Genomic DNA, 22,947 nt, shown 5'->3' on the forward strand with positions numbered 1-22,947 from the left:
GAGCTAGTGTAGATTCATGCAATCGATATCCCTTAGGCGCGGCCTCATTATCGTAGTGTTACTGGTAACGGCAACCGCGCTGGGTATTGGCTTCACCATTAATGTGGTCAGCCAGGTCAGTCAATATCAGTCATCGATGCTCAAGCGTGTTTCTTCTTATGCAAAAATTATCGCCGGCAACGCCCGTGAGAGTGTCGCACTTAATGATAACAGTGAAGAATCGCAACGACTCAATTCACTGGCGAACAGTCCATTTGTCCAGCATGTCCATATTTACCGGGTCGATCCAAACAGTGGTGAACTGAGCTTTTTTTCAAGTTATAACAAAGAAGGTCTGGCACCCATTCCCGCTAAGTTTTCAAAAATTGAATATCTCAGCGAGCCCCGCATCAATGACCAGTATATGGAAGTGGCAGAACCGATTCTGCTCGACGATTCCGTTGTCGGTTATGTTTATTTACGCGGTTCCAATGATGAGGTGCGTCTGTTCATGTGGCGTGCGATTGCGATTGCGATTGCGGTCTTTGTGATCACCATACTGGTGTGCTGGCTGGCGACCTTAAAACTGCGTCACCGTGTGATTCAGCCGCTCGAACATATCGTTGATATCGCCAGTCAGGTGGCACGGGATAAAAACTATACCCTGCGTATTCCGGAATCCAGGCTCGACGAGTTTAATGATTTGGGCCAGTCGCTGAACATTATGCTGGAACGCGTGCAGCACCAAATTAGTCGGCAACAACGCGCGGAAAAAGAAGCGAGTCAGCTGAACCTGGAGCTTGAGCAGCAGGTAACGCAACGCACGAAAGCCTTGCGCGAATCAAACAAAGAACTACTGGCAACACTCGAACAATTGCATCAATACCAAGGACAACTGGTGGAATCCGAAAAAATGGCCTCCTTGGGTGATATGGTCGCGGGTGTTGCACATGAGGTCAATACGCCGATTGGTCTGTCGGTCACGGCATCGACGCTGTTGCAGGACAAGTTGGCGGTTATGCAGGAAAAATTCCAGCAGAAGCGCATTTCAACCAACGAGTTTGCCCGCTTCCTGGATGATTGTGACGAAAACTTGTCCATCATTTACCGCAACCTTAACCGCGCCGCGGAATTGGTCACCAGCTTTAAGCAGGTTGCGGTCGATCAATCATCAGAAATCGATCGTACCATCGAAATTCATAGTTTTATGCGTGATGTGCTGACCTCAGTTAAACCACGGCGACTTGACGTAGAAAAGTTCCCCATTCATGTGCATTGTGCGGAAGGTTTGTCGGTGATTACCAAGCCCGGTCCACTGAATCAAATTTTAATTAACCTCATTGTAAATTCGATGGTGCATGGTTTTGACGGCAGAAGCAGCGGCACGATCGACATTTCCTTCGAACTGATTGATGACGACCTTGAGATCACCTACCGCGACGATGGCAACGGTGTACCTTTTGATATCCGCAAAAAAATATTCGACCCCTTCGTTACCACCAAACGGGGCGCCGGCGGTAGCGGTTTGGGGCTGCACTTAGTTTACAACCTGGTGACCCAGGTGCTTGGTGGCAATATTCATTTCTTCAGCGAACAACAGCACGGCGTCGAGTTCATCGTGCGTTTTCCGGTTAGCGTGGTACAGTCAGTAAAATCGATTGAAACCATCGACGACTAAACGGCCCATATGCTTGAAAAATTTTGAACAAAAGTCATAATATAGCGTCAATATTTGTACAACTTTTCTTAAGCGCTAAATTATAATAATTTGCCAGGAACGCGGAACACTATGAACGCCAGACTATTAATTGTGGAAGATGAGGTTGTTACCCGCCAGACATTGACCCGCCTATTTCAGCAAGAGAATTACGAAGTATTTGATGCGGCTGACGGCCTCCAAATGGAAAACATCATGCGCCAAGAGCGTATCGATGTTGTCATTATGGACGTTAATCTACCCGGAAAAAATGGTCTGGAATTGGCCGAATCCTTGCGCGAGCGCGACAACATCGGTTTGATCTTTTTGACCGGCCGCGACAGCGAAGATGACCGCTTGCTGGCGCTTGAATTAGGTGCTGATGACTATTTGATTAAGCCTTACAACCCGAAAGAGCTGACCATTCGTGTGCGCAATCTGTGCCGTCGCATCGAAGCATCACGCAACAGCAGTCCGGTCGAAAGTAACAGCGTACAGTTTCATTTCCATGGCTGGCGCTTAAATAGCGACAGCCGTTGTTTGTATTCACCGGACAATCAGATGTTCCGCCTACCGAAAAGCGAATACCGGGCACTGGAGCTGTTTTTGACCAGTCCGGGGCGCATCCTTGACCGTGAAACCCTGGTTAAACGTATGCTGGATCGCGAGTTACGTCCGAATGATCGTACTGTCGATGTGGCTATTCGTCGTATTCGCCGGCATTTCGAATCGCACCCGGATACGCCGAACCTGATCACCACCATTCACGGTGAAGGCTATCGCTTTATTGGCGAGGTCACTCAGGAAGCTCAGTAAGCTTCCTGTTCAACCCACTGATTGAGTTGTTGCCGATGAGGGCTAACCGAGTCGGCCCATTCAATCAGTAGTCGCTCCGCCTGAGGCCATTCCCACGCGTCTTTTTCGAGCCGTTCCATCAGCTTGGCCAATTGCAGTAAACCCACAGAGTTACAAGCACCCTTCACTTTATGAGCTTGACTGCGAAGTTGCTCTTCGTTTTTTTGCTTTGCCGCTTGATGCAGTAAGTTTGCGTAACTTTGTATGATTTGATCAAAGGTTGCCAACGTCGCCTTTAGCCCGTCATCACCCAAACTTTCGCGATACTGACTCAATAACTCAGTATCTAAAACCTGTTGTTCGGCCATACCTTAGCTCCATAACAATCCAAAAGCTTATCCTGTGCGTAAACCTTGATTCAGTCAACCGATTCAGATAATCGGTTATTTCTGATTAAATTTTGTGTTCGGGAATGAAATGATCCCTGCATCTACGATATACTAGCGGATTCAACATTTATGCTTGATACAGTAAACACCGATCGGAGTTCAAAACGAATGCCTAATAGCATGCCCGACGTAGCCAATCAGAGCCAGGCACAAACAGAAGGTACCCTGGACTGGGTTGGCATGAGCAACATAGAAGTGCCTCTTATGGTCGCCGCTTCTGACGCCGCAGAGCGTCCAGTGGCTGCGCACGTGGAGGCATTCGTTAACCTTAAAGATCCGAAAACCAAAGGCATTCATATGTCTCGGTTGTATTTATTACTGGATCAGCTTTCCACCGAAGGCGAACTCAGCCACTCGTCGCTTAAGCAACTTTTGCGTGACTTTATCGAAAGCCACAGTGACATCAGTGATCAAGCGTTTATTAAGTTTGATTTTGAATATCACCTACGTCGCGAGTCATTAATCAGCCGCAAGAAGGGCTGGAAAGCCTATCCGGTGAGTTTGACCGGGCGCTATGATGCCGGCAAATTGTCACTCGAATTGGCGGTCGACGTGCCCTATTCGTCAACTTGCCCTTGCTCAGCAGCGCTTGCACGCCAACTGATTCAAGAGGCTTTTGTTGAAAAGTTCGCCGACAAAGAAGTGATTGATAAAGCGACGCTGCACGAATGGCTTGGCTCTACCGAAGGTATTGTTGCAACGCCACACAGCCAACGTTCAACGGCAGAAGTTAAGGTTAAGCTTGCCGAAGATCTGGAAGAGTTTCCGATTGTTGCATTGATTGATGCTGTTGAAGGTGCGTTGAAGACACCCGTGCAGGCTGCGGTTAAACGTGAAGATGAGCAAGAATTTGCGCGCTTAAATGGTCAAAACTTGATGTTCTGTGAAGACGCCTCGCGCCGACTCAAGCATCAGCTGAACCAAATGCCAATTTTCAAAGATTTTTGGCTGCGTGTTAATCATTACGAGTCCTTGCACGCGCACGACGCCGTCGCCATCGCCACCAAAGGTGTCGACAGCGGCTACCGGGCTTAGGCCTTTCGGGCGGCCTAGGCCCTTCGGGCGGTTTAGGCTCGCTGCGCTCGCGGTGTAGCTTGCTGCCTTCGGCGCAAGGGTTTAGGGGCTTCGCCCGTCAAACCGGCCGAAGGCCCTAAACCGGCGAAGCCCTACACCGGCCGAAGGCCCCAAACCGCGAGCGAAGCGAGCCCTTGGCACAGCCTTTGCATTAAATTTGACACGAAGTTTGTTGTGTCAAATTTTTGCCGAGGTGAGTTATGGAAATCGTATTACTCCTTTTTGTTGTTGTATTAATTGCTGTAGCGCTGATCGCCAGCCGCATGTCAGAGAACTACGCGCCCTACCCCTACAAACTGAAAGATGTCAGCCTTTGCACCGCGCAGGAAGCGCAGTTCATGACATTACTGGATAAAGCCGTTGGCGCTGACTTCCGCATCTTCACCAAAGTCCGTTTAAGTGACATCGTTACCGTTAAAAAAGGCGTGTCCGGCAGCGTCCAGAAAGACGCGCAGGCAAAAGCCAACCAACGGATTCTCGATTACGTGCTGTGCGATATCGAAACCATGCAAATTAAAATGGTTATCGAACTTGAACCGGCAACCAATAACCTGCAACAGCAAAAACGCAACCTGTTTTTGAAAAATACCCTGGCAGCAGCGGGACTTCCGTTCCTGCGGTTTAAAGCTAAACCAGGCTATCGGGTAGCGGACTTGCACGACTATATTCACGCGAAAATCCGTCAGGCCGAGCACATCCGCGCGGCGGTACCGAAAACCGAGCAACAGCAAAACGGCCAACAATCTCCCGTTGCCGCCTAAGCTGGCTTTCGGCAAAATGAGGTCATGAACGCGCATGACATCCAGCAAATTTTAACCTCGCCATGGGGGCTCGCGCTGATCGCTATCGCCATCGAGCGCTGGCTCCCATGGCCCGAACAATGGCACCCGGTGGCTATTTTTCGGCTATTCGCCAACTATCTGCAACATAAGGTTAACCAACCCCGATACGCGCCGTCCCAACAGCGCCTCGCCGGTGCTCTTGCATTGCTATTACTGTTGCTATTAACCCTGGTGCCGACCGCGATTGTGGTATACGCCGCTGACTTGTCGCAATGGCTGGGAACCCTGGTGTTAGTTGGCTGTTTGCGTCAACAGCATCTGCTGCACACATTGGATAGCGTTGAAAAGCTGGCCCGCAAAGGGCAAAAGCGAGCAGCCCGGGCATTACTGGCACGCACCGACTGGCGCGATACACATAACCTCAGCGTGCACGGCATTTTCAAAACAACCTTTGAGCTGCGCGCGTTGAGTGTTATTGAGCACCGTTATGTGCCTGTGCTCGGCTGGCTACTTGGTGGCCCTATCCTGGCATTGGCATTGCGCGTCACCACCGAGCTGTACCAGTTATGGCCGGTTTGCATGCCGCGCTTTCGTCACTTCGGCGTGGCGGTACGCGTTGCTTATGCGGTTACCATTGGCCCAGTGACCTTGCTCTTGGCCATGGTTGCCTCGGTGCTGGCCGCGCTGCGGCGCCGTCCCCGGGATGAGCCAATCGATAACAATAGTGCCTGGCTCTGGCCTAGCGCACGCTGGTTACAGGCGCTCGCCCGCTTATATAACATGAGTACCGGCGGGCCATTACAAGTCGCCGGCCAACGTCTGCAGCGGCAACGCTTTGCCGGACGCCCCCCGGAATACTGCTACCCACGCTACCGCCTCTGGTTGAGCGCCTGGCAGTCAACATTGATCCTGCTGGTAACGATTGCGCTCATACTGTTGTTCATTTATCGACCCTGAGCACGACTTCGTATATACTGTGCGCCCTAATTAGCAACCATAATCTGTTATGAAGACCATTGATGTAATCGGCATTGGAAATGCCTTGGTAGATCAAGAGTTTGAAGTCTCTGACGCCTTTTTGCAGCAGCATCGTTTAGAAAAGGGCATGATGGCCCTGATCGAAGAGGATGACCAAAACAAGCTCATTACTGAACTCAGTAAGCTGGGCGAATTGAAAAAACAATGTGGTGGCGGCTCGGCTGCCAATTCTCTGGTAGCCTTTGCTCAGTTTGGTGGCAAAGCTTCTATTGCTGCAAAGTCGCAGACGATGAAGCCGGAAAGTTTTATCGCCAAGATCTAGAACAAGTCGGTATTCGTACTAATCTTGAACGTCAGCAAAACCCGGGAACCACGGGCCGCTGTCTGGTCATGGTAACGCCCGATGCAGAACGCACCATGCGTACCCATTTGGGCATAACCGCTGATTTATCCACAGAAGAATTGGATGAGGAAGCGATTGCCGCGGCCAGTTACCTGTACATCGAAGGCTATCTAATCACGTCACAAATAGCTCGTGAAGCGATAAAACGCGCTAAGCAGGTAGCCCGTGAAAACGGTACTAAACTGGTTATGACCTGTTCTGATCCGGCCATGGTTAAGTATTTCCAGGATGGTATTGAAGAAATTCTCGACGGTGGCGTTGACCTGATGTTCTGTAACCGCGAGGAAGCCGAACTGCTGACCGGCGAAAGTGACGCCGAAGCAGCCGCTAAGGCATTGCTTAATCACGCCGATACGGTTGCCATAACGTTGGGCAAAGAAGGCGCCCTGGTGGTTGATCAGAAGCAACAAGTCTATATTCCGGGCGTTCCCGTAAAAGCCATTGACACGAACGGCGCCGGCGATATGTTTGCCGGAGCTATGCTGTATGGACTGACGCAGGGTATGTCATTAGCCGATGCCGGTCGCTTAGCCAGCCACGCCGCTGCTGAACTGGTTACTGAGTTTGGCGCACGGCTGAGCAAAGAACGCCAGCAGCAACTGATGCAACGCTTATTTTAACATTGAGAGAGCTATTATGAGTTTGAATGATCCGAAGCATACTGACTATAAAGTTGCAGACATTAGTCTTGCAGAATACGGTCGCAAAGAAATCGCCATCGCCGAATCTGAAATGCCGGCGCTGATGACGATTCGCCGTAAATATGCTGAGAGCAAGCCCCTTAAAGGCGCCCGTATTATCGGTTGTATTCATATGACCATTCAAACCGCGGTGCTGATCGAAACCTTACTTGAGTTAGGTGCAGAGGTTCGTTGGTCATCGTGTAATATTTTCTCAACTCAGGATCACGCCGCCGCTGCGATGGCAGCCCGCGGTGTTCCGGTATTTGCCTGGAAGGGTGAAACCGAAGAAGAGTATGAGTGGTGTCTTGAACAAACTTGCCACAAAGACGGCGAATTGTGGGATGCCAACATGATCCTTGATGATGGTGGTGATCTGACCCTTATGATCCATGAGAAATTCCCGCAAATGCTGGAAAAAATCCATGGTATTACCGAAGAAACCACCACCGGTGTTCACCGTTTGCTGGATATGTTGGAAAAAGGCACTCTGCGTGTGCCTGCCATTAACGTGAACGACTCTGTCACCAAATCCAAGAACGACAACAAGTACGGTTGCCGTCACTCACTGAACGATGCCATCAAACGCTCTACCGATCACCTGATGTCCGGTAAAAAAGCATTGGTCATCGGTTACGGTGATGTTGGCAAAGGCTCTGCCGCGAGTCTACGCCAGGAAGGTATGATCGTAAAAGTCACAGAAATCGATCCGATTTGTGCGATGCAAGCGTGTATGGACGGTTATGAAGTCGTTTCTCCTTACATCAATGGCATCAACGACGGCAGCGGCAAGAACATCAACAAAGCGCTGCTGGAAAACACCGACCTGCTGGTCACCACCACCGGTAATATGGACGTTTGCGATCGTCATATGCTGGCCGCACTGAAGTCATCGGCAGTGGTCTGTAACATTGGTCACTTTGATAACGAGATCGACACCAAGTTCATGCGCGAAAATTGGCGCTGGGAAGAAATCAAACCGCAAGTGCACAAAATCTATCGTTCCGACGATGATAACGATTACCTGTTACTGTTAGCCGAAGGGCGTTTGGTTAACCTGGGTAACGCAACCGGACACCCAAGCCGGATCATGGACGGCTCCTTTGCCAACCAGGTATTGGCTCAGTTGCACTTATTTGAGCAAAAATTTGCCGATATGTCGCTGGAACAGCAAAAAGAATACCTCCGTGTTGAAGTGTTACCTAAGCACCTGGACGAAGAAGTCGCACGTTATATGGTGCAAGGCTTTGGTGGTGTCATCACCCGTTTGACCCCGGCGCAGGCGGATTACATTCACGTTGATGTGGATGGCCCGTTCAAAGCCGATGAGTATCGCTACTAATGGCGGGTTCAGTAACCTACCGCGAAATAACGGCTGCCGATTCGGCGGCCGTTATTGATCTGGCGAATCGCGTTCATGGCGATAATTACCTGAACGACGCTTCACTGCAACAGTTATTGGATGGTGGCAGCGTTGGCGACATTAAGCTCAATTGGCTGGCCGAGCGCGACGGTGAGGTGCTCGGTATTCGCTTAACTCTGGCTCCTGGACAATGGCCTATCGACGATGCCTGTACGCCGGAACAGTGGCCGGTGCCGGCAACCCAGATGTGCTATTTTAAATGTGCAGCCGTCGCGGAAGAAGCACGCGGCCTGGGCGTCGGGAGACAGTTACTGATGAAAAGTATTGCCGAGGCCAAACGCCTTGGTTGCACTGCCGGACTGGCACATATTTGGCTACAGAGCCCGGGTAACAGCGCCTATGAATACTTTTCCCGTTGCGGTGGCAAGTTGATCACCCGTCATCCGGACCGTTGGCTCCAGGCCTCCATCGAAGACGGTTATTATTGCCCCGTATGTGATGGTACCTGCCGCTGCGAAGCGGGTGAAATGGTGTTACTGTTTGAGGACATCTGAGCATGTACGATCCGCTCTCCGATACCCAGCTTGAGTCAAACCAACCCTCTCCGAACAGCTACTGGGAGGCACATAGTCAAGTGCATTGGCCGCATACCGGTCAGTTACCGGAGCACACGGATGTACTGGTCATTGGCGCCGGCTATACCGGATTGAATGCGGCTATCACATTAACCGAACGATATGGCCGCGAAACCACGGTTATCGACGCAAACCGGCTAGCCTGGGGCTGCTCCAGCCGTAACGCGGGCTTCGTTATGAAAAGCACTGGACGGCTGGGCCTCGCCCAATGGCAACAACGTTTCAGTCCAACCGTAGCCCGTGCCGTGGCTGATGAGCACCAACGGGCGCTAGAGTTGATTCAACAACGCCTTGAGGGCGCTGCCGACCATTGTGACGCACAGTACGGTGGCTACATTAAACTGGCCCATCGCCCCCGTGCGGTGGCGACACTGCAGCAGCAATTTCAAACCCTTAAGCACTATCAGCAGCCGGTGTCCTGGCTCGACGGCGGAGACCTACAGGATTATTTGCACAGCCAGCACGCCCATGCGGGCTTAAAGTTTGATGACTGCTTTACGGTTAATCCATTGAAGCTGGCCGCCACTACGGCGCAGCAGGCGGCTCAGGCCGGCGCCAATTTGGTGGAGCAATGCAGCGCTAACAACATACAACGGTTAGCGGAAGGCTGGCGTGTCAGCACCTCAGCAGGCGACATCAGTTGCAATAAATTGTTGTTATGTACCAATGCCTATACCGCCAACCGGTTACTGACAGAACTGAGCGGACGCTCACTGCCGGTGTTGTCGAGCATTATTACCACACCGCCACTTACCGATGAGCAACTGCGGGGCTGTGGTTTACAGTCACAACACGCCTATATGGACACCCGTACGTTGAAATATTACTTCCGTCTGTTACCCGATAAGCGGTTACTGATGGGAGGCCGTGGGGCTATCCGTGGTCGCCATGCCGATGACCCCTTTTACGCACAACACCTGTTAAGCGCCTTACAGCGCTCGTTTCCAGCGCTGCGATCGATACATAAGTGGGAGCACTTCTGGAGCGGTTGGGTGAGTGTATCCCTGGATGACTACCCACGGGTACGTGCGATTGGCGATAATTTGTACGCCAGTATGGGCTATTGCGGCGCCGGCGTAAGTTTTAGTGCACTGGCCGGACAGCGCCTGGCCGAGGCCGCCATGGGTGATAAACTGCCGGACCTGCCCTACTACAAAACGCCGCTTAAACGCTTCCCGTTGGCGTCTTTACGTCGCCTCGGGCAATGGGCGTTCTACCATTATGCGCGGATGACCGAGTAGCTTGCGCATTAAGCGCAAGCTACAGCCCAAATACCGTTTTTTCACTTTTCAGCATCCGTGCGATCAGTTGCCCTATCAGTAGCGCCAATACCAGGGTTGCCACGGCGCTGACGCTAGCCCCCAGCCAATTTACCCCTTCGCCGCGGATCAGCGACAGGAATGTCTGATGCTGGCCGGTGAGCGGCAGATAATACAAAATCGGCGTTTTAAGGCGTGCAAACTCGACCCCGAAAGAAGCCGCCATCGGGATAATCAACAGGAAGCTGATATAGGTCTGTGCCTCTTTAAAGTTCTTTGCCCGGAACGAAACAAACAGTTGTAATGCCGTCGCCAACAGCGCCAGAGGGATCAGCAGTACGAACATCAGTAGCATCATCGGCACCGAGAAGTTAACGCTCATGCCGATTTCCTGCAACGGGACATAATTAAAAATAATGGGTATCAGCACCAGAGAGAGAGCCGCGCCAAACACCGCAAAACTGGTGGCCGCCAGCCCCTTACCCCAGACAATTGACTGCGTACTGAGTGGCTGCGACAACAGAAACTCCAGCGAATTGCGCTCCCGTTCACCCGCGCTGATGTCGATAGCTACGTTCATGCCGGACCAAAACACCGATAGAATGATAAACACCAGCACGCTGCCCATGATCAACGCGGCTTTAGAGCCCCGCGTTGCCAAATCTTGTTTGCTGAGGTTAATGGGTTGTGCCATGCGAGGATCGATCCCCCGCAGTATCATGCGGTAATGCGTTATTTGCGCCGCATAAGCTTGCACCGCCCGTTCAACCCGTTTAATTTCCGTTTGCTGTTTCTGTGCCGACCAGTCCGCGCGCAACGTTACCGTAACCGGCTCGGCACGTTTTATTTGCTCGGCCCACTGCGCCGGGATCGAAAGTGTAATCGGCGTAACGGTGTCCGGCCAGGGTTGTTGGCGCTCAACGATTCCCTGCAGTTGCAGGTGTTGTACCAGCTCCGGCGCATGTTCTTTGCCTTCGATGGAGATTTCAACGTCGGAGGGATCGGTCAACTGGCTGATGAGGAAAAAAAACGCCACCGCCATTAACATGGGCCCAAAGAACGCGTAAGACATCGCCGCAAGAACCGATCGTTTATCACGCAGGGCGTCTTTAAATTCTTTACGCCAGATCAGTGCCGTCATATTCATTAGGCTGCAATCCCCTCATCACTACCGATAATCTTAACAAAGGCTTCTTCCAGTGCGGACTCACCCGTCAATTCGCACAGCTCCTGTGGGGTTCCCTCAGCAGCAACACGCCCTTTTGCCATCACTACCACGCGATCACACAACGCGGCGACTTCCTGCATGACATGGCTGGAGAACAAGATACAGGTCCCCTGCGCTCGCTGCTCTCGTAAAATATCGCGTAAGATGCGGGTACTCATGACATCCAGGCCACGACTGGGTTCATCCAGGATCAGGTGTTTGGGGTTATGCACCAATGCTTGCGCTAACGCGACTTTCATGCGTTGGCCCTGCGAAAAACCGGCTGACTTTCGGTTCGCTAAACTGCTCATGTCCAGTTGATTGATAACGAGTTCGGTGCGCTGCTCCAGCTCCATACCACTCAGCCCATGTAGCTGCGCAAAATAGCGGATCTGTTCACGCACGGTCAGGCGTTCATAAAGTCCGAATTTATCCGGAAAAATACCAATCTGGCGGCGAGCATTGATGGGATCCTGATTGGCGTCAATACCATTAATGAGGGCTTCACCCTGCTCACTTTTCAACAGTCCATAAATGATCCGCAGGCAGGTTGTTTTCCCCGCGCCATTGGGACCCAACAGTCCTGTTATCTGGCCGTCGGGAGCACTAAAGCTGAGGTTATCCAGTGCCTGCACCTCTTTAAAAGATTTACTTAAGCGTTGCACGTTGATCATTACAGCCCCTCCCCATTGACGTTAAGCACAAAGGGTTGAGCAACGCGCTGTTTCAGGCAGTCGCCGTCAAGCGACTCGACACTGCCGGCTTCGATAAATTTAGCAATAATGCGATTAGCGCAGGTGTGACTGGCAATCGTGTGGCTGGCATGTGACGCAACCAAATGTTTACTGTTGGGTAGCGTACGGGCGGCAATATCACCCCAACGTGGTGGCGTCACCGGATCCTGGGTGCCGGACAGCAGCAACACCGGTTTGTCTGATTGCACCGGTTCGGCCCAGCTTTCATCAACCGGCTGCGCCGGCCATGCCGAACACAGCGCTTTGAACGCTTCGCCGGTCTGGCCGCCAATAAAGTCATTATTGGCATCCTGAGCCAGCAACTCGTCACTGGCCCGCGGTAAGTCTTCACTACACACAACCGATAACATTAAACCCAAATAGATTGAGTTTTGCGCGGCAACGGTGGTACTGCCCATTAATCCCAGTAATGGCTGATAGTTTTCAACAGCGGCCTGGTGAATCGTGTACGGCAATAACTGGCGACTCATCGGGCTATACAGCGCCAAGCGAATAATGGACCCAAAACGTCCCGGCGTGAGTAACATCTCAATAGGTTCATTTGTCAGCGGATCGTTAGCGTCCAATTTCACTTCGGTTGTCGCTAGTCGCTTCATCACTTCCTGATAATCTCCGGTAAGATCAGGAAATGTCCTGGCACATCCTGGTTGCTTTTGGCAGTCCTCTAACATCAGGTTGAACGCCAGACTGCCGTGTAATCCGAACGGGCCAATGACCACTTGTGGAGGAGCCACAGCGTCAAGTGTCGCGGTACGAACGGACTCAGGATAGTGCTGCAGATACTTAAGCCCGACCCGAGTGCCATACGAACCGCCATAGAGATTAAAGTGAGCAATGTCTAAAGCCTTCCGAACCTGTTCGAAGTCGCGAATGCTGTTCAGTGTGGTGTATTGAAGCGTATCGGTATCCGTCAATTTAGCGAGGCAATTTGCAGCCATCTTGCGAAGGTTGTCCGGATCGTCGGTCTGCATGAGTTCATCCGCATGCTGCACTTCGCATTGCAACGGATTACTGGCGCCGGTGCCGCGTTGATCGATCAAGACAATATCGCGTTTTTTGCGCACCGGCTCAAAAATTTTTGCAATCATCGGGGCCAACTCGGTTGCCGCCTGACCCGGTCCACCGGCGAGTATTAACAAAGGATCTGGCCGCTTACCCTCGGTTACCGCTGGCAAAATCGCATAATGAATGTCGATCTGTTTACCATCAGGTTGCTGGTAATTCTCCGGAACCGGCACATAACCGCAGGTGAGTTGCTCATCGACACCGTCAATAAAACATGACTCACTGTGAGCAACCGGCACGTCGTCAGACGCGAACAAAGGGCTACTGAGGGCACTTGCTATGCCCACTAAACCATAAATAATGGCCAAACTTGATCGCATTGTGATTCCCTGTCGATACGCTAAGAAGCATCAATGTTACTTTGCTACGCAAGTTTAGCAACGGCTTTAATCGAATAATTTGTTAACAGATATGAAAAAGGCTCCCGTAGGAGCCTTTTTCGTTTTCGTCATCAATCGCGGTTAAAGACCAGCACGCTCTTTAATCGCTTGCGCAATAGCCGAACCACCGTGGCCATTCGACTGCGCCCACTCATAGTCGCCTGATGCTTTCAAATCATCAACAGCAAGGCGGCCGACAATAAACGTACCGACATCGCTCGAACCATTACTCATTGCGAATTGCAATAGGCTTTGACCGTTGCACTGGATACCCGAGTACACGTCGCGAATCCGTACGCGTGAATCGCGCAACTTTTTGCGCATCCGCATGGTGTCGTCACCTTGTACGTAAGTGCAAAGGCTCAACGCCAGCTCATTGGCTTCTGCGTTCTTTGAAAAGGTTACTCCAGTCGCTGCCACGGCTGCCATTACTGAGCCTAATAACAATGCTTTCATCTATGTGACCCCTATCACTAAATCGCTCAAATTTTCATCAAAATAATACTACGAATTTAGCGTCGCATCAACGTCCGATTTTAAGCTTAAGTGTTTGATTTGTTAACATTTACCTAACGTTTTAAGTCGAGTATACGAGTAGTATAAGCGGGTACCTTGGGGCCTTCGGCGGCAACGTATTGCCGCTCCACTTCCTGCCATTCACCGACTTGCTGATAGTCTGGAAAGTATGTATCGCCTGCAACATTCAGTTCGATTTCGGTAACATAAAGTCGATCCGCATAGGGTAAAAACGCGTTATAAATTTTTCCGCCACCAATCACCATAAGCTCGTCTACCGCCCCAGCAGCGGCAATGGCTTGCTTAACACCGGACACCCAAACCACTTGTTCTGCTTGGCTTTCGGGCGGTTTCGCCTGGGTCGAAAGGACAATGTTTTTGCGCCCTGGCAGAGGACGACCAAGGGATTCAAATGTCCGCCGACCCATAACAATTGGCTTACCCAAGGTAATTTTTTTGAAATATTTTAACTCGCTGGGTATGTGCCACGGCATGGTATTGTCCTTACCTATGACGCGGTTATTGGCCATCGCGGCCACCAGTGATATTTTCATTGAATTTCCTCAGTTGTTTGGGGCCTGCGGCCGGTTTGGGGCCTGTGGCCGGTTTGGGGCCTGTGGCCGGTTTGGGGCTTCGCCGGTCTGGGGCCTTCGGCCGGTTTGGGGCCTTCGGCCGGTCTGGGGCCTGCGGCCGGTTTGGGGCCTTCGGCCGGTTTGGGGCTTCGCCGGTTTGGCGGCCGTAGGCCCTAAACCCTTGCGCCGAAGGCAGCAAGCTACACCGCGAGCAAAGCGAGCTCAAACCGCGAGCAAAGCGAGCCTAAACCGCGAGCAAAGCGAGCCCAAACCGCGAGCAAAGCGAGCCCGGCTAGCGCTCGTAAATTACCTCAACGTCGTAGTCGTCGTCATCAAAGTCATCGTCGTCATCATCGTCGACCTGTTCCATCGCCTCTTCGTGGTAGCTATCCCATTTAAAGTCGACCGGATCCGCTTCGGTGGCTTGTTCAGCTTCTTCATGGGGTGATGGCATGGTTTCGATAAACGCCATCACGTCACGACAAAGTTTATCGGTATCACGGCCTTCCAGTGCCGCGATCTGATAGACCGGACCATCCCACTCAAGTTCCTCAACCAGAGCATCAACCAGCTCTTGGCGCTCTTCTTCCAGTACCAGATCGATCTTATTGATCACCAGCCAACGTGGCTTGTCGGCCAGTTTCGGGCTGTATTTTTCAAGCTCTTCGATAATGATTCGGGCCTGCTCGGCCGGATCGCTTTCGTCGTAAGGTGCCAAATCAACCAAGTGCAGCAACAACCGACAACGTTCCAGATGTTTGAGGAACTGAATACCCAGTCCGGCACCATCCGCGGCCCCTTCGATCAACCCCGGAATATCGGCAATCACGAAACTTTGGTGTGCGGCAGGACGTACCACGCCGAGATTCGGCACCAGGGTGGTAAACGGATAATCCGCCACTTTCGGCTTGGCAGCCGAAACCGAACGAATAAAGGTCGACTTACCGGCATTTGGCATACCCAACAAACCGACGTCCGCAAGCAGCATCAGCTCCAGTTTTAAGTTGCGTATCTCACCCGGAGTGCCGTCGGTTTTTTGCCGTGGCGCACGATTGACACTGCTTTTAAAGCGAGTGTTGCCCAAGCCGTGGAAACCGCCTTTGGCCACCATCAGACGTTGACCGTGTTTGGTTAAATCGCCAAGCACCTCACCGGTGTCCTGATCGGTGGCGCGAGTTCCCGGTGGTACGAACAGGGTAATATCCTCGCCCCGTTTACCGGTACAATTTTTACCCATCCCGTTTTGACCGCGCTGTGCCCGGTGGAAGCGCTCAAAGCGGTAGTCAATGAGCGTATTGAGGTTTTCATCAGCCTCAAGGTATACGTCACCGCCGTCGCCACCGTCGCCGCCGTCGGGTCCACCTTTAGGAATGTATTTTTCGCGGCGGAAGCTGATACAGCCATTACCGCCATCGCCCGCTTCTACGCGGATTTCTGCTTCATCGACAAATTTCATGAATAAACTTACTTTGCTTGGATGCCTGGAACAAAATCTTAGCACATATGAAAAAGCCCCGCCTATTGTAGGCGGGGCTCCGTAATCAGTCACCTGCTATTGCAGGCGGCTTTGGCAATCCGTTAATTAGTCAGTGATAACACTGATGTATTTACGGTTTTTGTTGCCTTTGGTTTCGAAAGAAACTTTGCCTTCTGCAGTCGCGAACAAGGTGTGGTCTTTACCCATACCTACGTTGTCGCCGGCGTGGAACTTAGTACCACGTTGACGAACAAGGATGTTGCCTGCTAATACAGACTCACCACCGAAACGCTTAACACCCAGACGTTTACTCTCTGAGTCACGACCGTTTTTGGTTGAACCACCAGCCTTTTTGTGTGCCATGTCGTTACTCCTTAATTAGCTGTTGATACCAGTGATTTTCACTTCAGTGAACCACTGACGATGACCTTGTTGGCGACGAGAATGCTTACGACGACGGAACTTGACGATTTTTACTTTATCGCCACGACCGTGGTTTACGATCTCTGCCTTAACTTTGCCACCTGATACGAACGGCGCGCCAATTTTCACGTCGCTGCCGTCAGAAACCATCAAAACCTGGTCGAACTCAACTACGTCTCCGGTAGCTGCTTCCAGTTTTTCCAGGCGGACGATTTGGCCTTCAGTCACACGGTGCTGCTTACCGCCACTTTGGAATACTGCGTACATAGTAATCTCCACAACCCTTATGGGTATCCAAATTTAAATCAGGGCGCGAATTGTACTGAAAAGCGGAAATTAACGCAAGCGGTAATTTCCGCTTGGCGCCGCCTGCGGCGGCTTGCTTGGCGACTCGTGCTACGCACGTGTCTTGCCCGGCGCGGGCTCCGCCCGCTTGCCGGGCGGCGCAAAGCGCCTTGCCAAAGCGCCGTAACTTGCGCCTACGGCGCAAGGAGGCTTGTCGCGCCGAAGGCGCGACTCGCCAGGGTTTGCAAGCGCCTTCGGCGCGCCGGGCAAGTTCGCGTAGCGAACGCCGCGCAAGCTGCAAGCACCGCTTGCAGCGCCAAGCAAGCGGGCAAAGCCCGCGCCAAGCGCAACGCAGTAAGGCGTTGCGCACAAAGGACGCCAGTCCGTCGTGGGCAACCCCTTACTGCGTTGTGGAATTAAGCGATACGATTGACTGACAAATCAGCGAGCGCCAGCAAGGCCTGTTTGTAGTCTGAATCTGGAATATCCGCTAACGCGTCGCGCGCCTGTTGTGCCGATTCCAGCGCTTTTTCGCGGGTGTAGGTCAACGCCCCGGTACGCTCCATCGCGGTCAAAACCGTTTGCAAATGCTCGCGTCCGTCGCCGTTTTCGATCGCGGCGCGAATCAAATTTTGCTCAGTTTCATCACCATGCCACATAGCGTACAACAGCGGCAGCGTCGGCTTTCCTTCAGCCAGATCGTCGCCGGCATTCTTACCCATGGTTGCGGTATCCGCGGTATAATCCAGCAAATCATCGACGAGCTGAAACGCGGTACCGAGATAGCGGCCATAATCCGCCATCGACGCCGTCACATCATCATCCTGCTCGGTTAAAATGCCGGCCAACTGCGTTGCCGCTTCAAACAGTTTCGCGGTTTTGCCGTAAATGACATTAAAGTAGCGTGCTTCGGTGGTATCAGGATCATTGCAGTTCATTAACTGCAGTACTTCACCTTCGGCGATGATATTGGTGGCATCGGCCAAAATACTGAGGATTTTCAGCGAGTCCAGCTGCACCATCATCTGGAAGGCACGGGTGTAAAGAAAATCACCCACCAGTACTGAGGCTTCATTGCCAAATACTGCGTTGGCGGTTTTGCGTCCGCGCCGCAGTTCGGATTCGTCCACTACGTCATCGTGCAACAAAGTTGCGGTATGAATAAATTCGATGATGGCGGCCAGCTTTTGATGATCGTTGCCCTGATACCCAAGGGCTCGGGCGGCGAGTACGGTCAACAAGGGACGGAGTCGTTTACCGCCGCTGTTAACGATGTACATGCCAAGTTGGTTGATTAGGGCAACATCTGATGTTAGCTGTTCACCGATCAGCGCGTTAACCCCAAGCATGTCGTCTTTGGCTAACGCGTTAATGGACTGCATATCCATGGTAGCTATCTGTTTTTACAAAATTTAACGGAAGCGCCATGCTACATCATTTTTACAATAAGCGCTAGGCGCCACCTTCGGCGGTTTGCTCGGCGTTACGTGCTTCGCCGTACCTTGCCCGGCGCGGGCTCCGCCCGCTTGCTGGGCGCGCCGTAGGCGCTTGTAAACCCCAGCGAGTCGCGCCTGTGGCGCGACAAGCCTCCTTGCGCCGTAGGCGCAAGTTACGGCGCTTTGCTGCAAGCGCCTTCGGCGCGCCAGGCAAGTTCGCGGAGCGGACGCCGAGCAAGACACGGCGAAGCACGTGTCGCCAGGCAAGCCGCCGCAGGCGGCGCCAGGCATAAAAAAACCGCGCCGAAGCGCGGTTTTTTTGGCGACACCCGATTAAACGAAATCGATGCCTTTTTGAATATCGCTCTTGAGGCCATCCAGCATCTCATCCATGCATTGCTTCTCGAATGCACTCAGCTCGCCGTAAGGCAACACTTCTTCGACGCCATTTTTACCCAGACGTACTGGCTGTGCGAAGAAAGTCGCGTGGTCACCTGGACCTTCAACGTAGGTGCACTCGACGGTTTCCTGACCTTGTAAGCCTTTCACCAGCGATAAGCAGAAGCGTGCTGCCGCCTGACCCATTGACAAGGTCGCTGAACCACCGCCTGCTTTCGCTTCAACCACTTCGGTACCGGCGTTTTGAATACGATGCGTCAGATCGTTAATTTCTTGCTCGGTAAACTCAACACCTTCTACCTGAGACAGCAATGGCAGAATCGTCGTACCGCTGTGACCACCGATAACCGGTACCGTCACGTTAGCCGGGTTAAGGCCACGCAATTCCGCGACGAACGCTTCCGAGCGGATAACGTCCAACGTAGTAACACCAAACAACTTGCGCTTATCGTAGCAACCGTTTTGCTTCAGTACTTCAGCAGCGATAGGAACTGTGGTGTTAACCGGGTTAGTGATGATACCCACACAAGCGTCCGGGCAATTATCAGCAACGCCCTGCACCAGGTTTTTCACGATGCCTGCGTTCATGTTAAACAAGTCTGAACGATCCATACCCGGCTTACGGGGAACACCGGCTGGAATCAATACGATGTCACTGCCCACCAACGCTGATGCCAGATCGTCTTTACCGAAACCGGTCACTTTAACGTCGGTCGGGATGTGGCTCAGGTCTACAGCAACACCCGGAACGACCGGTGCTACGTCATATAAAGATAACTCAGAACCTGCTGGTAATTGAGTTTTAAGAAGTAATGACAATGCCTGGCCGATACCACCGGCCGCACCTAATACGGCTACTTTCATCTCAGACTCCATTTGACTGTTTGATAAGGTACTGCATAAGCATAGAATAGTTATGCAATATTTGGCGCAAAACTGTACTCTAATAGGGTTAAAATTACAAATTTAGCCGCGGCTGGTTACCCACCAACCCGGTACCGCAAACCTGGAACACAAGACTTATGACCAAAGCAGATTTACTGGATGCGTTCAAAGCATTACTCAAAGAAGAACGCTATGGCTCACAAACGGAAATTGTCGATGCCCTTAAAGCACAGGGATTTACTAATGTCAGTCAGTCAAAAGTCTCACGCATGCTGAGCAAACACGGCGCTGTTCGCACCCGCAATGCTAAGCAGGAGATGGTTTACTGTTTACCCGCTGAGATTAGCGTACCTTCAGCCAAAGCACCATTAAATCAGCTTGTATTGGATATTCAGCATAATGATGTAATGGTGATCATCCGTACCAGCCCGGGCGCGGCACAGTTGATCGCGCGGCTGTTGGATTCGGTGGGGAAAAAAGAAGGCGTATTGGGCACGATTGCCGGTGACGATACCATCTTTATCGCACCGTTAAAGGTGTCGGAAATTGACTTTACCTTGACCAAAGTCAAAGAGTTGTTTGCCACTCATTCGGTGGTGTCAGAATCCTGACGCGAGTCGGTCTGTATCGCGTAGCGATAACGTTTTAAAAAATCCGGGGACGGGACGAAAAAGCTGGCGTTGGTGACGGCCTGAGTGTAGTCCAGCAAGGGGTCATAATGCCCCTGTTCGTCTTCGTAGTAGCGTTCTTTAAGCCAGTCGATAACGGTTTTGGGCTGGTTGCTAAAATACATACCGAGCAGCCCTTGTTCACGCAGGTCGCCCCAGGGCATGTTTTGTCGTAACAAGGCTACCGGTTGCTCGTCAGCGCCCAGCAAACGAGTTTTAGCGGCGTGTGTAACCCCTTCAATTTCGGCCTCCGCTAAGCGCTCACCGGATACTTTATCGCGCCCCATGATTTGTTGCTGCCGTTCAGGTCCTAGGTGGTCCCAGCGCCTGAGATCGTGACGAAATTTTTGCAGAAACAAATAGCTGCCACCGGCAAACTCCGCATCCATGTCCGGGTCGAGCAGCGCAACGGCGCGCTTGCGTAAGCCCCGAGGATTATCGGGCGCATCAATGAAGCCGGTCAGGTCTCGGCCATCCAGATAACGAAAGGTACGCAACTGCTCAACCACTTCGACATCATAACCTAACCACTCGAGCAGGGTCCGCCCGGCCAGGTAATTGGCGTCAAATCGATCGGAGCGGATCTGCAATAATAAGTCGTAAGGCTGTCGTGGTGCTTCACGGTCGCCCTGCGACAGCTCCGGGAAACGGCGTAAATAAACCGGTTTCTGCTCCGGATAGACGACATCCCAATAATCGGCCCCTACGGCGACAAAGCCGTTCAGCATCGATTCGGAAAAGCGATCATCAAGTTCGCTGATGATGTCCGGAATGCGCGCCAGCTTGCCACGCACCGCATCAACGTCATCTGTCATTACGTTGCAGAATAAGGTTAAACCATGCAGATTAGGTTCGGCACAAACGCCGGATTGTGCTTTTAGCAAAGTTGACCCCGTTGTTGTTGTTTTTAGGCCGCCGTTTGAGACATTTGGCGTGCTTTTTCGGTTCTTTTACATTGCCGCGAACTGCAGGCATTATAGAATGCCTTTATTTAATATTGCTTCGCAAGGAAAAATCATGCGCAAAACGATCATTGCTTTAGCGATTCTGTCACTGACTTCGTGTGCCAGTCAGACGGACGCGCCAAATCAACGGACTACGACCAACAATAGCGCGGTTGCGGCCAGCTCACAAACTCAACAGTTTAAACAATTGGCTGACACCATTTGGGAAGCACTTTCGGCACCACACAAAACCGCGCTGCCGGATATGTCGCCAGACGCGTTAAAGCAACGCTTCGAGCGCCATCAAACATGGCTTAAACAACTCGATGCCATCGATGTCGCACAGCTTGATAAGCAGGATCGTATTAATCACGCCATGATCCATTATGCATTGAAAAACCGTGTCGATGAGTACCGGTTTAATGCGCACCTGATGCCGCTAACCGCCGAGGGCTCATTTCACAGTTCACTGGCGTTTATGCCGGGCTATACCCGTTTTAACAGCGAACAAGATTATCGCGACTACCTTGCCAAACTCGGCACCATCGAACGTTACATGGCGCAACAGACCAACTGGCTGCGGCAGGCCATCGAGCAAGGCTATACTCAGCCTAAAGCAGCCATGGCCGGCTTTGAAGAAAGTATCCTTGCGTACATCGTACAAGATCCGACAGCCAGCGTTTATTACGACCCGTTCCAGCAGCAGCCGACGTTTATTGATGACAGCACCTGGGCCGATTTACAACAACAAGCCGCCACCATCATTGATGACCAAATCATGCCGGCTTACGACGATTACTTTACCTTCATGGTCAGTGAGTACTTACCAAGTGCTCGTGAATCCGTCGGTGCCAGCGAGCTGCCAAACGGTGATGCCTTCTATAAAAACCGCATTGAACATTACACCACCACCGACTTGAGTGCGGAAGAAATTCATAACATCGGTTTGCAGGAAGTTGCCCGTATTCGTGCTGAAATGTTGCGCGTGATCGAAGAAACCGGCTTTGACGGCGACTTTGATGACTTTGTTCATTTCCTGCGTACCGACGAGCAGTTCTATCCAAAGTCCGCAGAAGAATTGCTGCGCTATGCCGCCTGGATCGCCAAAAAAATGGACGGCGAACTGCCCAAACTGTTTAAAACGCTGCCACGCAAGCCTTATGGTATTGCTCCGGTGCCGGAAGAAATCGCACCCAAATACACCACCGGTCGCTATTCAGGCACCAACCGCGATGACCGCGCCGGTTTTTATTGGGTTAACACCTATGCCCTGGACCGTCGCCCGTTGTATCAGATGGAAGCGTTGACCTTACACGAGGCGGTGCCGGGTCATCATTTGCAGAATGCACTGGCCGGCGAACTGGAGGGGTTACCTGAATACCGTCAACAGACCTATATCTCAGCCTTCGGTGAGGGCTGGGGGCTGTATTCGGAGTATCTGGGGCTGGAAGCGGGCTTTTATCAGGACCCCTACAGCAACTTTGGTCGTCTGAGTTATGAGATGTGGCGCGCGGCGCGACTGGTGGTGGATACCGGTATGCACGCGATGGGCTGGAGCCGTGAGCGGGCGATTGAGTTTATGGCCAATAACACGGCGTTGTCCTTGCATAACGTAACGACCGAGATTGATCGTTACATTACGTGGCCGGCGCAGGCGTTGTCATACAAGCTGGGTGAGTTAACCATTAAGCGCTTACGAGCCGAGGCTGAGCAGCAATTGGGGGCTGACTTTGATCTGCGTGAGTTCCACGATGCGATTCTGGAGAATGGCAGCGTGCCGCTGGACATTCTCGAGGCTCACATCAATGACTGGATCAACCAGCAACGCTAGACGCCGTCGGC

At 52.1% G+C, this 22,947-nt stretch carries 24 protein-coding genes; 12 read left to right on the plus strand and 12 right to left on the minus strand.

Annotated features, from left to right (window positions below; translation table 11 throughout):
* Nucleotides 1–16: 16 nt before the first annotated feature.
* The gene (locus CWE23_RS04495; protein WP_126819631.1) at nt 17–1,657 is read left to right on the plus strand and encodes a HAMP domain-containing sensor histidine kinase; all 1,641 of its coding nucleotides are present in this window, start codon (nt 17–19) and stop codon (nt 1,655–1,657) included.
* 111 nt (nt 1,658–1,768) lie between these two features.
* Nucleotides 1,769–2,491, plus strand: a complete 723-nt coding sequence (locus CWE23_RS04500; RefSeq protein ID WP_187346274.1) for a response regulator — start codon at nt 1,769–1,771, stop codon at nt 2,489–2,491.
* Here CWE23_RS04500 and CWE23_RS04505 read toward each other — a convergent pair.
* Nucleotides 2,485–2,838 carry an Hpt domain-containing protein gene (locus CWE23_RS04505; RefSeq protein WP_126819632.1) on the minus strand — a complete coding sequence of 118 codons (354 nt, stop codon included), beginning with the start codon at nt 2,836–2,838 and terminating at the stop codon, nt 2,485–2,487. The two genes, CWE23_RS04500 and CWE23_RS04505, sit on opposite strands and share 7 nt — an antisense overlap.
* A gap of 189 nt (nt 2,839–3,027) precedes the next feature.
* Between CWE23_RS04505 and folE2 the strand changes: the two genes are divergently transcribed.
* The 8 genes from folE2 (at nt 3,028) to CWE23_RS04540 (ending at nt 10,075) form a co-directional block, all read left to right on the plus strand.
* Nucleotides 3,028–3,954: a GTP cyclohydrolase FolE2 gene (gene folE2, locus CWE23_RS04510; protein WP_126819633.1), complete on the plus strand. Its 927-nt coding sequence runs from the start codon at nt 3,028–3,030 to the stop codon at nt 3,952–3,954.
* Nucleotides 3,955–4,193: 239 nt separating this feature from the next.
* Nucleotides 4,194–4,754 (plus strand): DUF2726 domain-containing protein, encoded by a 561-nt coding sequence (locus tag CWE23_RS04515; protein ID WP_126819634.1) that lies wholly within the window; start codon nt 4,194–4,196, stop codon nt 4,752–4,754.
* Nucleotides 4,755–4,778: 24 nt separating this feature from the next.
* On the plus strand, nt 4,779–5,732 hold the full coding sequence (locus CWE23_RS04520) for a cobalamin biosynthesis protein (RefSeq protein WP_126819635.1): 954 nt from the start codon (nt 4,779–4,781) through the stop codon (nt 5,730–5,732).
* Nucleotides 5,733–5,781: 49 nt separating this feature from the next.
* Nucleotides 5,782–6,075, plus strand: coding sequence for a carbohydrate kinase family protein (locus CWE23_RS13875; protein WP_241970527.1), 294 nt, complete (start codon nt 5,782–5,784; stop codon nt 6,073–6,075).
* Nucleotides 5,958–6,776 carry an adenosine kinase gene (locus tag CWE23_RS04525; RefSeq protein WP_241970528.1) on the plus strand — a complete coding sequence of 273 codons (819 nt, stop codon included), beginning with the start codon at nt 5,958–5,960 and terminating at the stop codon, nt 6,774–6,776. The genes CWE23_RS13875 and CWE23_RS04525 overlap by 118 nt, the downstream gene beginning before the upstream one ends.
* Nucleotides 6,777–6,792: 16 nt before the next feature.
* Nucleotides 6,793–8,178 (plus strand): adenosylhomocysteinase, encoded by a 1,386-nt coding sequence (ahcY, locus tag CWE23_RS04530; protein ID WP_126819636.1) that lies wholly within the window; start codon nt 6,793–6,795, stop codon nt 8,176–8,178.
* Nucleotides 8,178–8,753, plus strand: a complete 576-nt coding sequence (locus tag CWE23_RS04535; protein WP_126819637.1) for a GNAT family N-acetyltransferase — start codon at nt 8,178–8,180, stop codon at nt 8,751–8,753. The genes ahcY and CWE23_RS04535 overlap by 1 nt, the downstream gene beginning before the upstream one ends.
* A 2-nt stretch (nt 8,754–8,755) precedes the next feature.
* Entirely contained in the window at nt 8,756–10,075 is a 1,320-nt protein-coding gene (locus CWE23_RS04540; RefSeq protein WP_105305650.1) for an NAD(P)/FAD-dependent oxidoreductase, read from the plus strand.
* Nucleotides 10,076–10,094: 19 nt separating this feature from the next.
* Here CWE23_RS04540 and CWE23_RS04545 read toward each other — a convergent pair whose 3' ends face one another.
* The 10 genes from CWE23_RS04545 to mdh all read right to left on the minus strand — a co-directional run bounded on the left by CWE23_RS04545 (nt 10,095) and on the right by mdh (nt 19,472).
* On the minus strand, nt 10,095–11,240 hold the full coding sequence (locus CWE23_RS04545; protein WP_126819638.1) for an ABC transporter permease: 1,146 nt from the start codon (nt 11,238–11,240) through the stop codon (nt 10,095–10,097).
* Nucleotides 11,240–11,974, minus strand: a complete 735-nt coding sequence (locus CWE23_RS04550; protein WP_126819639.1) for an ABC transporter ATP-binding protein — start codon at nt 11,972–11,974, stop codon at nt 11,240–11,242. The genes CWE23_RS04545 and CWE23_RS04550 overlap by 1 nt, the downstream gene beginning before the upstream one ends.
* Nucleotides 11,974–13,440: an alpha/beta hydrolase gene (locus tag CWE23_RS04555; RefSeq protein ID WP_126819640.1), complete on the minus strand. Its 1,467-nt coding sequence runs from the start codon at nt 13,438–13,440 to the stop codon at nt 11,974–11,976. Before CWE23_RS04555 ends, CWE23_RS04550 begins: the two co-directional genes overlap by 1 nt.
* Before the next feature lie 141 nt (nt 13,441–13,581).
* Nucleotides 13,582–13,956, minus strand: a complete 375-nt coding sequence (locus CWE23_RS04560) for a DUF3718 domain-containing protein (RefSeq protein ID WP_105305646.1) — start codon at nt 13,954–13,956, stop codon at nt 13,582–13,584.
* Between the two features lie 113 nt (nt 13,957–14,069).
* Entirely contained in the window at nt 14,070–14,570 is a 501-nt protein-coding gene (folA, locus tag CWE23_RS04565; protein ID WP_126819641.1) for a type 3 dihydrofolate reductase, read from the minus strand.
* Between the two features lie 310 nt (nt 14,571–14,880).
* Nucleotides 14,881–16,044 (minus strand): Obg family GTPase CgtA, encoded by a 1,164-nt coding sequence (cgtA, locus tag CWE23_RS04570; RefSeq protein WP_105305644.1) that lies wholly within the window; start codon nt 16,042–16,044, stop codon nt 14,881–14,883.
* 126 nt (nt 16,045–16,170) lie between these two features.
* On the minus strand, nt 16,171–16,428 hold the full coding sequence (gene rpmA, locus CWE23_RS04575; RefSeq protein WP_105305643.1) for a 50S ribosomal protein L27: 258 nt from the start codon (nt 16,426–16,428) through the stop codon (nt 16,171–16,173).
* Between the two features lie 15 nt (nt 16,429–16,443).
* On the minus strand, nt 16,444–16,755 hold the full coding sequence (gene rplU / locus CWE23_RS04580) for a 50S ribosomal protein L21 (RefSeq protein WP_105305642.1): 312 nt from the start codon (nt 16,753–16,755) through the stop codon (nt 16,444–16,446).
* 434 nt (nt 16,756–17,189) lie between these two features.
* Nucleotides 17,190–18,161: an octaprenyl diphosphate synthase gene (gene ispB, locus CWE23_RS04585; protein WP_126819642.1), complete on the minus strand. Its 972-nt coding sequence runs from the start codon at nt 18,159–18,161 to the stop codon at nt 17,190–17,192.
* Nucleotides 18,162–18,542: 381 nt separating this feature from the next.
* Nucleotides 18,543–19,472, minus strand: coding sequence for a malate dehydrogenase (mdh, locus tag CWE23_RS04590; protein WP_105307671.1), 930 nt, complete (start codon nt 19,470–19,472; stop codon nt 18,543–18,545).
* 158 nt (nt 19,473–19,630) lie between these two features.
* Here mdh and argR point away from each other — a divergent pair, with 158 nt between their 5' ends.
* Nucleotides 19,631–20,104, plus strand: a complete 474-nt coding sequence (argR, locus tag CWE23_RS04595) for a transcriptional regulator ArgR (protein WP_126819643.1) — start codon at nt 19,631–19,633, stop codon at nt 20,102–20,104.
* Here the strand turns inward: argR and CWE23_RS04600 are convergent.
* Nucleotides 20,080–21,045: a Dyp-type peroxidase gene (locus tag CWE23_RS04600; RefSeq protein WP_126819644.1), complete on the minus strand. Its 966-nt coding sequence runs from the start codon at nt 21,043–21,045 to the stop codon at nt 20,080–20,082. The two genes, argR and CWE23_RS04600, sit on opposite strands and share 25 nt — an antisense overlap.
* A gap of 133 nt (nt 21,046–21,178) precedes the next feature.
* Here CWE23_RS04600 and CWE23_RS04605 point away from each other — a divergent pair, with 133 nt between their 5' ends.
* A complete protein-coding gene (locus CWE23_RS04605; RefSeq protein ID WP_126819645.1) occupies nt 21,179–22,936 on the plus strand; it encodes a DUF885 domain-containing protein in 1,758 nt (585 codons plus the stop codon).
* Nucleotides 22,937–22,947: the final 11 nt, after the last annotated feature.

It is taken from the genome of Idiomarina aquatica (assembly GCF_003987185.1).
In the GTDB taxonomy this organism is placed as follows: domain Bacteria; phylum Pseudomonadota; class Gammaproteobacteria; order Enterobacterales; family Alteromonadaceae; genus Idiomarina; species Idiomarina aquatica.

Bases quoted from the DNA above. Each gene is read 5' to 3' on its own strand.
- CWE23_RS04495 (WP_126819631.1), top strand. From the start codon at position 17: ATGCAATCGATATCCCTTAGGCGCGGCCTCATTATCGTAGTGTTACTG.
- CWE23_RS04500 (WP_187346274.1), top strand. From the start codon at position 1,769: ATGAACGCCAGACTATTAATTGTGGAAGATGAGGTTGTTACCCGCCAG.
- CWE23_RS04505 (WP_126819632.1), bottom strand. From the start codon at position 2,838: ATGGCCGAACAACAGGTTTTAGATACTGAGTTATTGAGTCAGTATCGC.
- folE2 (WP_126819633.1), top strand. From the start codon at position 3,028: ATGCCTAATAGCATGCCCGACGTAGCCAATCAGAGCCAGGCACAAACA.
- CWE23_RS04515 (WP_126819634.1), top strand. From the start codon at position 4,194: ATGGAAATCGTATTACTCCTTTTTGTTGTTGTATTAATTGCTGTAGCG.
- CWE23_RS04520 (WP_126819635.1), top strand. From the start codon at position 4,779: ATGAACGCGCATGACATCCAGCAAATTTTAACCTCGCCATGGGGGCTC.
- CWE23_RS13875 (WP_241970527.1), top strand. From the start codon at position 5,782: ATGAAGACCATTGATGTAATCGGCATTGGAAATGCCTTGGTAGATCAA.
- CWE23_RS04525 (WP_241970528.1), top strand. From the start codon at position 5,958: ATGTGGTGGCGGCTCGGCTGCCAATTCTCTGGTAGCCTTTGCTCAGTT.
- ahcY (WP_126819636.1), top strand. From the start codon at position 6,793: ATGAGTTTGAATGATCCGAAGCATACTGACTATAAAGTTGCAGACATT.
- CWE23_RS04535 (WP_126819637.1), top strand. From the start codon at position 8,178: ATGGCGGGTTCAGTAACCTACCGCGAAATAACGGCTGCCGATTCGGCG.
- CWE23_RS04540 (WP_105305650.1), top strand. From the start codon at position 8,756: ATGTACGATCCGCTCTCCGATACCCAGCTTGAGTCAAACCAACCCTCT.
- CWE23_RS04545 (WP_126819638.1), bottom strand. From the start codon at position 11,240: ATGAATATGACGGCACTGATCTGGCGTAAAGAATTTAAAGACGCCCTG.
- CWE23_RS04550 (WP_126819639.1), bottom strand. From the start codon at position 11,974: ATGATCAACGTGCAACGCTTAAGTAAATCTTTTAAAGAGGTGCAGGCA.
- CWE23_RS04555 (WP_126819640.1), bottom strand. From the start codon at position 13,440: ATGCGATCAAGTTTGGCCATTATTTATGGTTTAGTGGGCATAGCAAGT.
- CWE23_RS04560 (WP_105305646.1), bottom strand. From the start codon at position 13,956: ATGAAAGCATTGTTATTAGGCTCAGTAATGGCAGCCGTGGCAGCGACT.
- folA (WP_126819641.1), bottom strand. From the start codon at position 14,570: ATGAAAATATCACTGGTGGCCGCGATGGCCAATAACCGCGTCATAGGT.
- cgtA (WP_105305644.1), bottom strand. From the start codon at position 16,044: ATGAAATTTGTCGATGAAGCAGAAATCCGCGTAGAAGCGGGCGATGGC.
- rpmA (WP_105305643.1), bottom strand. From the start codon at position 16,428: ATGGCACACAAAAAGGCTGGTGGTTCAACCAAAAACGGTCGTGACTCA.
- rplU (WP_105305642.1), bottom strand. From the start codon at position 16,755: ATGTACGCAGTATTCCAAAGTGGCGGTAAGCAGCACCGTGTGACTGAA.
- ispB (WP_126819642.1), bottom strand. From the start codon at position 18,161: ATGGATATGCAGTCCATTAACGCGTTAGCCAAAGACGACATGCTTGGG.
- mdh (WP_105307671.1), bottom strand. From the start codon at position 19,472: ATGAAAGTAGCCGTATTAGGTGCGGCCGGTGGTATCGGCCAGGCATTG.
- argR (WP_126819643.1), top strand. From the start codon at position 19,631: ATGACCAAAGCAGATTTACTGGATGCGTTCAAAGCATTACTCAAAGAA.
- CWE23_RS04605 (WP_126819645.1), top strand. From the start codon at position 21,179: ATGCGCAAAACGATCATTGCTTTAGCGATTCTGTCACTGACTTCGTGT.